Annotated in this window: 9 protein-coding genes; 6 read left to right on the forward strand and 3 right to left on the reverse strand. The window is 53.6% G+C overall.

The window, feature by feature from the left end; all coding sequences use genetic code 11:
- Window positions 1-91: 91 nt before the first annotated feature.
- Window positions 92-1,735: a DUF4139 domain-containing protein gene (locus TH63_RS01275; RefSeq protein WP_082161516.1), complete on the forward strand. Its 1,644-nt coding sequence runs from the start codon at window positions 92-94 to the stop codon at window positions 1,733-1,735.
- A 641-nt stretch (window positions 1,736-2,376) separates the two neighbouring features.
- Entirely contained in the window at window positions 2,377-4,734 is a 2,358-nt protein-coding gene (locus tag TH63_RS01280; protein ID WP_048919335.1) for a tetratricopeptide repeat protein, read from the forward strand.
- Between the two features lie 106 nt (window positions 4,735-4,840).
- Here the strand turns inward: TH63_RS01280 and TH63_RS01285 are convergent, their stop codons facing one another.
- From TH63_RS01285 to TH63_RS01295, 3 genes are read right to left on the reverse strand one after another with little or no spacing between them, the layout of a single operon-like run.
- Window positions 4,841-5,779 (reverse strand): Ppx/GppA phosphatase family protein, encoded by a 939-nt coding sequence (locus tag TH63_RS01285; RefSeq protein WP_048919336.1) that lies wholly within the window; start codon window positions 5,777-5,779, stop codon window positions 4,841-4,843.
- 52 nt (window positions 5,780-5,831) lie between these two features.
- Window positions 5,832-6,158 carry a hypothetical protein gene (locus TH63_RS01290; RefSeq protein ID WP_156180281.1) on the reverse strand — a complete coding sequence of 109 codons (327 nt, stop codon included), beginning with the start codon at window positions 6,156-6,158 and terminating at the stop codon, window positions 5,832-5,834.
- A 22-nt stretch (window positions 6,159-6,180) separates the two neighbouring features.
- Complete coding sequence (locus tag TH63_RS01295) at window positions 6,181-7,068, reverse strand: class I SAM-dependent methyltransferase (RefSeq protein ID WP_048919338.1); 888 nt, start codon at window positions 7,066-7,068, stop codon at window positions 6,181-6,183.
- A gap of 216 nt (window positions 7,069-7,284) precedes the next feature.
- On the opposite strand from TH63_RS01295, the gene dapF reads away from it, so the two are divergent.
- The 4 genes from dapF to TH63_RS01315 all read left to right on the forward strand — a co-directional run bounded on the left by dapF (window position 7,285) and on the right by TH63_RS01315 (window position 11,123).
- Window positions 7,285-8,055 carry a diaminopimelate epimerase gene (dapF, locus tag TH63_RS01300; protein WP_048919339.1) on the forward strand — a complete coding sequence of 257 codons (771 nt, stop codon included), beginning with the start codon at window positions 7,285-7,287 and terminating at the stop codon, window positions 8,053-8,055.
- Window positions 8,056-8,085: 30 nt separating this feature from the next.
- On the forward strand, window positions 8,086-8,895 hold the full coding sequence (locus TH63_RS01305) for a glycosyltransferase family 2 protein (RefSeq protein ID WP_048919340.1): 810 nt from the start codon (window positions 8,086-8,088) through the stop codon (window positions 8,893-8,895).
- Window positions 8,896-9,083: 188 nt separating this feature from the next.
- Window positions 9,084-9,611, forward strand: a complete 528-nt coding sequence (locus TH63_RS01310; protein ID WP_048919341.1) for a GNAT family N-acetyltransferase — start codon at window positions 9,084-9,086, stop codon at window positions 9,609-9,611.
- Window positions 9,612-9,839: 228 nt separating this feature from the next.
- Complete coding sequence (locus tag TH63_RS01315) at window positions 9,840-11,123, forward strand: glycosyltransferase family 1 protein (RefSeq protein WP_082161517.1); 1,284 nt, start codon at window positions 9,840-9,842, stop codon at window positions 11,121-11,123.
- Window positions 11,124-11,184 lie beyond the last annotated feature (61 nt).

The raw sequence follows: 11,184 nt of genomic DNA on the forward strand, positions 1-11,184 counted from the left end.
CGACCAAAGGTACGGGAAACCCGGAGAAAGATTGCTGCAGAATGTTTCCTTTTGCTATCTTCCGGCATCAGCGCTATCTAACCCCACTGCTATGAAATCCCTTTCTTTTTGCCTCTGTCTTTTGGTAAGCTGTTTCGGGCCTGTTTTTCCGGTTTCGGCCCAAAAACAGACCTCCATGACCACCGATGTGAAAGCCGTGACTGTGTTTCTCAATAGGGCGCAGGTGACCAATACCGGTAAAACAACGGTTGACCCAGGTGTAACCGAACTGGTGCTGGAGGGCTTGCCTACCCAACTGGATGAACGCAGCGTGCAGGTGAACCCTACGGGCAGCGTAACCTTGCTTTCGGTGCGCTATGAGCAGAACTTCCTGCAGAATGCCACCAAACCCATAGCCCTGGAACGGCTGGAAGATTCGTTGGAAAGCTACAACGGTCGCATTAGAAGTCTTAATGACCAGCGGGAGGTGCTCCAGAAAGAAGAGGCCCTGCTGCAGGCCAACCAAAGCGTAGGCGGTACCCAAACCGGCCTCACCGCCGCCCGCCTCAAAGAAGTAGCCGACTATTACCGCACGCGGTTACTGGCTATCAAAAAAGAGATTCAAGTAGTAGATGCCCGCCAAGCCATCTTGCGCGACCGCCAGAACCAGTTCAACAACCAGGTCAACCAATACCGGCGCAACCAGCAGGCCAACAACCGCGTGATTGTGGCGGTGCAGGCATCGGCCCGGGCGCAGGTAGGACTGGAGGTAACTTACATGGTTTTCAACGCCGGCTGGGAACCTATCTATGACCTCAGGGCCAGCGGCAGCCAGGGACCGGTGCAACTTCAATACAAAGCCAACGTGCGCCAGAACACCGGCGTGAACTGGGACAACGTGCAACTTACCTTAGCTACCACTAACCCCGCCGAAGGAGCTCAAAAACCGGAACTGGAGCCTCAGCGGATTGGTATTGTGCAACCCATTACCATTAGAGGTGCTTTGCAGAGAAGAGCAGCCGGCGTGGAGATGACTAAGTCAAAGCGGGAAGATAGCAAGCAATTAAGTGAAGTGGTGGTGACTGGTTATGGGGCGGAAGCGGCCCCTTCCACCAACACCTCAGACTTTACAGAAGCCGTTGCCACCACTCTGGCCGCCGAGTTCAAAATAGGTATTCCGTTCAGCGTACCCTCAGACGGAAAGCCGCACACAGTAGACATTCAGCAGCACAGCCTTACCACCTCCTACGCGCACATAGCCGTCCCCAAACTGGACCCCACCGCCTTTCTGGTGGCCTACCTTACCAACTGGGAGAACCTGAAGCTGTTGCCAGGGCAGGCCAACGTGTTCCTGGCCGGAACCTTCACCGGTAAGTCTTTCCTCAACCCAGAGCAAACCCGAGACACCCTCACTTTATCTTTGGGCCGTGACCAAAACGTGATTGTGCAGCGCGAGCGGATGAAGGATTATCAGAAGCGCTCTACCTTGGGCAGCAATGTAAAAGAGCAGTTCGGGTATGAAATCAGTCTCCGCAACACCAAAACCCAACCGGTCACCATTACCATAGAAGACCAGATTCCGTTAAGCACCACCTCTGAGATTGAAGTAGAGGACCTGGACACCAACGGCGGAAAACTAGACAAGGAAACCGGGAAAGTAACCTGGCAACTGGTCTTGAAACCCAATGAGACGGTGAAACGCACGCTTCGGTATGTGGTGAAGTATCCTAAGAATAAGCAGGTAGCGGGGATTTAAGTTTTTTGCTTTTGGCCTAGCGGCGTTTGGGTAAAGAATTTGCTTGCCCCTAGGAATAGCAGCTTGTCTATAGCTTTATGGGCTTTCTAGTTTCATCTTCTCCCTCCGAGCGCTCACGGCCGCGAGGCCCCGCCTTCCGCCCTCGCGCTGTACCCTCTCGCCTGGCCCCGCAGGGCCTGCCGCATCCGCGGCACCGGGTCGAGTGCTAGGCGCTCAGCCGGAAGGCTGGAATCGGAAAGAGAAGAAAATGCGTTTAAGGCCGTTTTCAGAATAACAGCTCCTAAACGCAATTCCGCTTTATAACTGCAGCGCTGCCTACTAAGCGCAGACTCTCCCCTTGAGGATTGCCCAAACGAGAGTTTGAGGCAGCGAGCGAAGCTCTGCAGAGGGGTGTCTACACAGGAGGGCACGCATTCCGTCCCCCTTTGAAGGGGGTAGAGGGATGACGCATTTCTACAGACAAGATCATTTCCATCCCGTTTTTCCAAAAACACCACAAAAACAGCTTTACCACCCCACCAAACCCCAGCCCCAAAGCAACCAGTATCCCTAATTCTGCATCTTCCTGGTAAATACCTTCTGGATTGTTTTTTCTGGAACGGAATTTGCCTTTCTTTTGAATATTGGAAAATGCTAATATTATGAAAGCACACCTACTCCCGTTTTTCCTGGTATCGCTGCTTCTTTGGAGCAGTCAGGCTGGGGCCCAGTCTAAGGTGCTCTATGAGCAGAACAGGCCGGAATCGATCACCTTGTCCAGTTTTGAAAACGCAGACCTGGGCGCCATGGCCGCCGATTTGGGCAGAACCAATACCCACCGTTCCGGTAACTTGCTGCTACCCGTGGAGTTTGAACAGCAGGAAAAAATATCCCGCGAGGGCGACCTGTTGGTTATTACTGCCGGCATCAGAAACGTGCGGGTGCGGGAACAGATGCTCTACCTCGATTTTGATTTCTCCGATGCATTAACGCCTACCGTTCTTTCTGCCAAAGTGCAGCTGCTGGGCAAGGAAGACAAAGTGTTGCAGACGTTTGAGGTTTCTGGCAAGACCATCGGTCAGGACGGGTCTGCTGTGTTGGTGCAGACGTCGGTAAGAGACACCTCTGCCTTTACCGGGTTTAAGTTACGGGTGGTAGAAAAGAAGCTCGCGTTTTCCTCAGAGAACCGAAGCGCCGTGCAGCAGCGCATTGCCCAGGTCAAACGCTACTATGACACCGATGCCCGTCTGGCCCAGCTTTCCCGCGACTTGCAGACCATCAACCCCAATGACATTGACCATCTGGGTCAGCAAATAGACCGTTTCAAAGAAATGGAGCACACGCTGGGCCGCCTGTTAGACAACCGCCTGGACCGTGAGTTGGACCTGAACCGGCACGACCCCATCCAACTAAGACGACGGGGAAGTGACCTGACCAACCGGTTCCAGGAGCGGCGCCTGGCCCTAGACCAGATGTGGGCCCGCCTACCCGAGATTTTCTACACCCGCGGTCTGGAAATGGCCATGAACGGAAACGCCCGCGCCGGCCGCGAGTTCTTTGAGCGCTCCCTGCAGGCCAACCCTGCCTTCGCGCCATCGCACCTGCAACTGGCCCGTCTTGATTTTAAAGAAGGCTACCTGAAAGAAGCTGGCCAACGCACTCGCGAGCTTCTCAACCGCATGCCTGTAGACCCTGAGACCCACCGCTACGGGCAGGAACTGGCCCTGGACATCCAGAATGCCTATGTGCGCCAGGGCGAGCAACTCAACAACCAGGGCAAGTACCGCCAGGCCCTGGAGCAGTTTGAGCAAGCCCGCGATTTCTGCCGGGGTATCTCCAGCCTCCGCTGTCGGCCAGAACTCTGGGACGAGGGCATTGCCTTCGCCAAAAGCGGGATCTATGATAACCTGCTACGTGACGGGCGCCAGGCCCTTAACCAGAAAAACCTGACCCAGGCCGAAAAACTGGCCAAAGAAGCGCAGCAATACGCCCGCAACAACAAAACCGCCATTGACTCAGACGCTGCCGCTACCACCCTGCTCCGCGATGTACAGCAGCAGGTTTACGGCAACCACATGGCGGATGGGCGCCGGGCCCTGCAAGGCAGCCAGTTCAAGGCGGCGCTTCAGTCCTTTGAGCAAGGCAAGAGCCTGGCCAGTGATTTTAGCTTAATGGTGCAGCCAGACGCAGAGAACCTGCTCCGGCAGGCGGCCCGACCCGTTCTCCTGGAAATGATTGCCCAGGGGCAGCTGCAGGCTAACGCCAACCAACTGCCCCAGGCCCGCACACTAGCAGGCCAGATTACTAACCTGCAGATTCGCTATGGCCTGATCAATGACAAACTGTTGGACGGCAAGTTCAGGGACCTAAGCAAAGGTATTTTCTCGCAGGAATGCGCCAACGCCCAAGCCGCCTATGACCAGCATTTCCAGCGCTCCCTCCAGTACAGCCAGGAGCGCAAGTATGCCCAGGCGGCCGCAGAACTGGATAAAGCCCTGGCCTCTGCCAAAGAGAACGGCGGCTGCGCTATTTCTTCGGCTACCGCCGAGGTGGAACTGACCCGTATTGATGCCCCGGCCCATTACCAGGAACTGCTGCAGAAAGCCAGCAACCACATCGGGCAGAACAACATGCCAGAGGCTGTGAAAGTGTACCAGGAGGCTGGCCGACATTTTGAGGCGAGGGAAGTTTCCCGCTTTGGGCTGGGCCATGCGCCTTTGCTTGCCTACGCGCTGGGGCATGAGAACAAAGCCTTCGTGGCCGAGGTGGCCAAACACGCTGCCGCCTCTGGAGACGCCACCGGGGCCATTGACCTGGTAAAACGCTTAGTGTCCTTAAAGTACTCCCGGTACAACCTGAACCAACTGCAGGAACAGATTGGCGAGCAACTGGCCATCAAGGACGCACAGACCAACCCTAAAGCCAATTACAAAGCCCAGGCAGAAGCTTACACCGGCGGCTCCAAAGACCTCAAAAAGCTAAGAAAAGCCTATGAAAAGAAATTCAAAAAACTAACTTAGGGGCTAAAACTGAATACGCCTCCCCAAATTCTGGGGAGGCGTATTCAGTTTATAAGAGGCTTTGTTTTAGGGCCGATTCCTTAAAAAGGGGCTGGAAACGGAAGACCTACTGCTGCAGCAACTCGGCCAACATCCCTTCCTTCAAAGCATATGCAGAGACCCGTATCTTCTCCAGGTTGAATTTCTCCAGCGTCCAGTCAATGACCACGCTTGCCACCACAATCATGTCTACCCGCATGGCCAGCATGCCGGGTATAGCCAGACGCTCAGCGCGGGTTTTATGGGTAAGTTCCTTGTGCTGCCGTTGGTAGGTAGTAAGCGCCAGGTTCATGTCTGGGGAACCTTCCAGATCACGCACAATACCTTGGGCCGCCAGGTCCATGTCCACCAGGGTATCAAAGGTGCCCGAGGAGCCAATCAGGGTTTCGGGTTGGTGCTGGAGTACAGCTGCTGTGAGTTTCTGCAGGTGATCCTGCAGGTAATGCCGTAGGGCTTTTGCCTGGTCGGAGGTGATGGGTTGTTCCTGGTCTGGGTAGAATTTATCCAGAAGGCGCTGGGCCCCAATCTCGAAGCTTTTCTTCCAGAGAATGCCTTTATCCGTGCCTATGATGAACTCCACGCTGCCGCCGCCAATGTCCATGACCAGCACTGGTTTGGGGCCTACTTCCATAGCCAGTTGCACGCCTTTGAAAATGAGTTCGGCCTCCCGGGCCCCGGAGACAATCTCTACCTCAATACCCGTCTGGTCTTTGATGGCCTGCACCACTTCCGCACCGTTTTTGGCATTGCGGAGGGCACTGGTAGCGGTAGCCTTGACCACGTCTACCTTATGCTCGGCCATTATCTCTTTGAACTCCCGCAGGGCTTTCAGGCCGCGCTCCCGGGCCTCAGGAGTGATTTCCCCTTTACTGATACCGCCTTCGCCCAACTTAACCGGCACTTTGGTTTTATACAGGGTCTGCTGCGCGCCTTCGGGGTCAAGGGCAACAATAAGCAAGTGAAAGGTATTGGTTCCAAGATCTATGAGAGCGTATCGGCGAGACATTTTGGTAATTAAGTATTAAGAATTAGGAATTGAGGCAGAGGCAAATAAGATTCTATTGCCAATTACTTCCTCTAAAAATAAGAATCAGCACAGCTAATACGATATGTAACAAGACAATACTAATTATCACCTTCTTCTGTTTCTTGAAATCTTCAGTTAAATCAATAAAGAAACCATAAAGGGGATATTGAAGGATAGCAAGTATGATAAAAGGCGTAGTGATTATTTTAAATAAAAGAATACTAATAAGTCCGAAAGGAAAGAGGACAATGGCTGGCTCATACCATCCATGTCCACCACCCGCAAGAAACAATGCGACCAACACCAAAACTGGGGTCAAAAGTGTAAACCGCAAAGTCCACTTCCAATTACGCTGCATTCCTGTTTGTACAACAATTAAACTACTTCTCAGAACTAAACCGGAAGAACGTGCCCAGCGGAAGTTTGCGGTGTCCGCGGTCTTCCAGGTAGAGTTCGCCTAGTTCCTCGTTCTGTACGGTCTTCCCGAAAGAGCCTCTAACAAGGTTGTCCAGGATGAGCGCGGAGTAGCCCAGGGAGTAAAGGTTGATCACGAAGAAGTTGTTCTCTGGGTCCAGGAGCTGGGAGCAGAGCTTGATGAGTTCATTGATCTGTTCTTCCAGGAGCCATTTCTCGCCGTCGGGGCCGCGGCCGTAGGCGGGAGGGTCCAGGATAATGCCCTGGTATTTGTTGCCGCGTTTCACTTCGCGGCGGGCGTATTTCATGGCGTCTTCTACAATCCACCGGATATTGTCCAGGTTGCTGGCTTCCATGTTTTCGCGGGCCCAGAAGTTGACTTGTTTCACAGAGTCAAGGTGGGTGACATCGGCACCGCCGGCATTGGCCGCCAGGGACGCGCCGCCGGTGTAGGCGAACATGTTCAACACCTTCGGCTTGCCGGGCAACGCGCGGGTGCGGTCATAGATAAACTGCCAGTTGGGGTCCTGCTCCGGGAACAGGCCCACATGCTTGAACGAGGACAAACCTAGACGGAAGCGTAGTTTCAGCTCATGATACCGGTAGTTGATGAACCACTGTTCGGCCATGCCTTTCTTAAGGGCCCACTGGCCTTTTTCGGCGTTTCCTTTCTCACGCCGGAACGTGGCCTGCGCCAGTCGGTCCCACTCCTGCTCAGAGAGGTGTTTGTCCCAGGCGGCCTGGGGTTCTGGACGGGCCAGCACGTAATCCCCGAAGCGCTCCAACTTCTCAAAGTTACCGCAGTCTATCAGTTCATAATCGGTCCAGGCGCTGGTGGTCAGGAAAGAATACATATCTTTGTTATGGTTTCAGCTGGCAAAGGTACGCAATTGGTATCACGTAGCGCGTATCAAGTAGTAAGACTTGGGTAGCCTGGAACCGGGCTGTTTTTGGCCTGATTTCCGGAAAACAGGACCAAAACAGAAGACCAACCCATCCAGCTTTTTACATCGTGCTACTTGATACCTGATACCTGATACCTGATACCCGATACCCGATACGCATACTACATGGATTTGACCTTTTATAAATACCAGGGCACCGGCAATGACTTTGTGGTGCTGGATAACCGCTCCCAGGAAATCACGCTCACCCAGGAGCAGGTGGCTTTTCTCTGCGACCGCCGCAAAGGCGTGGGCGCCGACGGCCTGATGCTGCTGCAAAACAAGGAAGGATATGACTTTGAGATGGTCTACTACAACGCCGACGGCCGCGTGGGTTCTATGTGCGGGAACGGCGGGCGTTGCCTGGTGGCGTTTGTGCAGTTTATGGGCGTGGTAGAGAACGAAGCCTATTTCATTGCCTCAGACGGTCCGCATAAGGCATACCTGAAAGACGGGCTGGTGCACCTGCAGATGAAAGACGTAGACGCCATAGAGGACCTGGAGGAAGCCACGTTTATGAATACCGGCTCGCCGCATTACGTGAAGCAGGTAGAAGCACTCGCAGACCTGAACGTGTTCGCAGAGGGCCGTGCCATCCGTTACTCAGACCGCTTCAAGGCCGAGGGTACCAACGTGAACTTTGTGGAGCATCTGCCCCAGAACAAACTGTCGGTGCGCACCTATGAGCGGGGCGTAGAAGATGAGACCTTCTCCTGCGGAACCGGCGTGACCGCCTGCGCCCTGGCCGCCAGCCGGTCCGGTTATGAAAGCCCGGTGCCCATTAGCGTGTTGGGCGGCGAGCTGCAGGTAAGCTTTGAGAAGGAGGGAAGCGGTTTTAAAAATGTCTTCCTTATCGGCCCGGCCGTGCAGGTGTTCAAAGGCGAAATTACCCTGTAGTTTTAACGTAGCGGTTTAGCAGATCATCCTATGGCCCTTCCTACCTGTTCTTTGATTGTTGCCACCTATAACTGGCCCGCGGCTTTGAATCTGTGTTTGCAGAGCGTGGCCCGGCAGGTGGTGTTGCCCAAAGAAGTGCTGGTAGCTGATGATGGCTCAAGTGAGGAGACCAGGTTGTTAATAGAGCGCTTGCAGAAAGACTTTCCGGTGCCGTTGATCCATGTGTGGCAACCCGACAACGGGTTCCAGAAAACCAAGATTCTGAACAAGGCCATCGCCCGCGCTAAAGAGCCTTATATTGTGCAGGTAGACGGCGACGTGATTCTGCACCCCAAGTTCATTAAAGACCATTTGACGCTAGCCGCCCCGGGGCGTTTTCTGGCCGGCGGCCGAATCAACCTCTCGGAGGAGAATACTAAGGAAGTGCTGGCCAACTCCACCGTTTTCTTCGGGCTGAAGGAGATCCTCAAGACCAGCAATCTTTTCAACGGCCTTCGGAGCGGTTTCCTGCGCCGCCTGCTGGCCGACCGCTACAAGTTAAAAGGCAAAAACAAGTACTACGCCAAGGGCTGCAACATGTCTTTCTGGCGCCAGGATCTGCTGCGCGTGAATGGCTACAATGAAAGCTATACCGGATGGGGCCCCGAGGACAGTGAACTGGCTGCCCGCCTCATGAATGCCGGCATCTTGAAAAGGTCTCTGAAGATGGGCGGCGTGCAATACCACCTGCACCACACCTATGTAGACTCCAGCCGCAAGGCCATCAATGAGGAACTGTTGCGCACCACTATCCAGACCAACATCACCTACTGCGCACAAGGGCTAGACCAGTATTTGTAGGTTAGAAACGTAATTGGTGTTTTAGAGTCATTTTCCTGAGAACAGGCCCAAAACGGTTTCCAGGTGAATGCGGTTAAACGCTGAAAGGATCCTCTCTATCCATGGCAGAATAAAGAAAAGCAGTAGCTTGCACCCGGAGTGTGATTTCTGGAACTATCCCTCCCCATTCTTCTTTCGTAAAATACTTCATGCTGCAAACAGACCGTATTTACCTGCGCGCCCCAGAGCCCTCAGACCTTGACTTTCTCTACCTCTTTGAGAATGACACGGCGCTCTGGCCGGTGAGTTTATCGGTGACGCCTTTCTCCCGGGAGGCGCTGCGGCAATACCTTGAAAACGCTACGCTAGACATTTACGCCGCCCGGCAACTCAGGCTCATGATCTGCCTGCAGGAAGAAGACACGGTGATGGGCTCTATAGACCTTTTTGACTTTGAGCCGCTGCACCAGCGGGCCGGGATTGGCATTGCCCTTACACCCAAATACCAGGGCAAAGGCTACGGCCAGGAGGCGCTGAAACTGTTGGAGACCTATTGCACGCAGGTGCTGCAACTTCACCAATTGTACTGTACCGTAACCCAGTCAAATGCCGGCAGCCTGCACCTGTTCCGCCAGGCTGGCTACCAAGAAATAGGGATAAGGAAAGAATGGCTTAAGACGCCGTCTGGCTGGCAAGATGTGGTGGAGTTTCAGAAGCTTTTATTCCAAACTAGGTAATTCTATTTCTTAGTTGCACTATTCTTAGTGCCAACTCTACCAATGAATAATCTGCGACTTTATGTGCGCATTTATACGGTATTTTTCTGATTCTGTCCTATTTACGGCCCATGTTGTATTAGAATATAGCCTTTTTCCTGAATTACACGTATGCTATGTTAACTATAAAAAGAGAAGCCTTCCCGCTTCTTTTTTGGTGAACCCACACTTCATAACCGGCTTTCGTATATGTCTGAATTTGATTCTGATTTCATCCCCGGCGGGGGAGGAAACTTCTTGTCGTCTGAACCAGAGGTAACTACTTCTACTTCGTACATTTCTTCAGTAACCAATACCCCAAAGGTGACCCCTAAACCTACTTCAGAAAGTAGCCTGGAGGCATTTCTTTCCTCCGTCTCCAGCATTGTTTGTTTCTCCCATTTACGTTGGGATTTTGTGTACCAGCGCCCGCAGCACTTGCTGTCACGTTTTGCCAAACACACCCATCTCTATTTCTTTGAAGAGCCGGTGTTCACAGATAATGCCATTCCGCGCCTGGAAACCCATTCCCGCGAAGATGGCCGCCTTACACTTATTGTAGCGCAATTGCCGCACGGCCTCACGCCGGAAGAATCAGACGCCAAGCAGATAGAACTGCTCAATGAGTTCATGGCCGCGCAAGATCTGGACAAAACCGTTTTCTGGTACTATACGCCTATGGCCCTGGAGATTTCCCGCCACTTCACGCCGGCCTTAACCGTGTTTGACTGCATGGATGAACTCTCTGCCTTCAAATTTGCGCCGCCAAGGTTATTGGAACTGGAAACAGAGATGATGGCCAAGGCCGATGTGGTCTTTACCGGCGGGCAAAGCCTTTACGAAGCCAAAAAACACAGACATACCCAAATCCATGCCTTCCCTAGCAGCATTGACAAAGCGCATTTCGCGCAGGCGCGCCAGCCGCAGGAAGACCCCGCCGACCAGGCCAATATCCCGTACCCGCGCATGGGCTTCTTTGGTGTGGTAGATGAGCGTTTTGACATTGAGTTGCTGCGTGAGGTAGCCACCTCGCGCCCGGAGTGGCAGTTCGTGATCATTGGGCCCGTGGTGAAAATAGATCCGGCCGTTTTGCCTAACAGCGCCAACATCCATTACCTGGGCGGCAAGTCTTACCAGGAACTGCCGGCCTACCTGGCAGGCTGGGATGTGGCCATGCTGCTGTTCGCGCACAATGAGTCCACCAGGTTCATCAGCCCCACCAAAACGCCTGAGTACCTGGCGGCCGGCAAACCGGTGGTTTCCACCTCTATCAGAGACGTGGTGCGCCCATACGGTGAGCAGAACCTGGTACACATAGCAGACGGCGCCCCGGCGTTTGAGGCGGCAATTGAGAAAGCCCTCTTGCAGAAAGAGGATAAAACCTGGATGGCCCGCACAGATGAATTCCTGGCTGGCGTGTCCTGGGACAAAACCTGGCAAAATATGGTGCGCCACATGCAGGCCGTAAGCCAGGAGAAGAAAGGGAACGCCTAGTAAAACAGGTGCCCCACCTAAAAGAAAGACTGGAAAAGTAACTTTAAAATATTAGCAGACT

Source organism: Rufibacter radiotolerans, assembly GCF_001078055.1.
Taxonomy (GTDB): domain Bacteria; phylum Bacteroidota; class Bacteroidia; order Cytophagales; family Hymenobacteraceae; genus Nibribacter; species Nibribacter radiotolerans.

Bases quoted from the DNA above. Each gene is read 5' to 3' on its own strand.
- dapF (WP_048919339.1), top strand. From the start codon at position 7,285: ATGGATTTGACCTTTTATAAATACCAGGGCACCGGCAATGACTTTGTG.
- TH63_RS01295 (WP_048919338.1), bottom strand. From the start codon at position 7,068: ATGTATTCTTTCCTGACCACCAGCGCCTGGACCGATTATGAACTGATA.
- TH63_RS01285 (WP_048919336.1), bottom strand. From the start codon at position 5,779: ATGTCTCGCCGATACGCTCTCATAGATCTTGGAACCAATACCTTTCAC.
- TH63_RS01275 (WP_082161516.1), top strand. From the start codon at position 92: ATGAAATCCCTTTCTTTTTGCCTCTGTCTTTTGGTAAGCTGTTTCGGG.
- TH63_RS01280 (WP_048919335.1), top strand. From the start codon at position 2,377: ATGAAAGCACACCTACTCCCGTTTTTCCTGGTATCGCTGCTTCTTTGG.
- TH63_RS01310 (WP_048919341.1), top strand. From the start codon at position 9,084: ATGCTGCAAACAGACCGTATTTACCTGCGCGCCCCAGAGCCCTCAGAC.
- TH63_RS01290 (WP_156180281.1), bottom strand. From the start codon at position 6,158: ATGCAGCGTAATTGGAAGTGGACTTTGCGGTTTACACTTTTGACCCCA.
- TH63_RS01315 (WP_082161517.1), top strand. From the start codon at position 9,840: ATGTCTGAATTTGATTCTGATTTCATCCCCGGCGGGGGAGGAAACTTC.
- TH63_RS01305 (WP_048919340.1), top strand. From the start codon at position 8,086: ATGGCCCTTCCTACCTGTTCTTTGATTGTTGCCACCTATAACTGGCCC.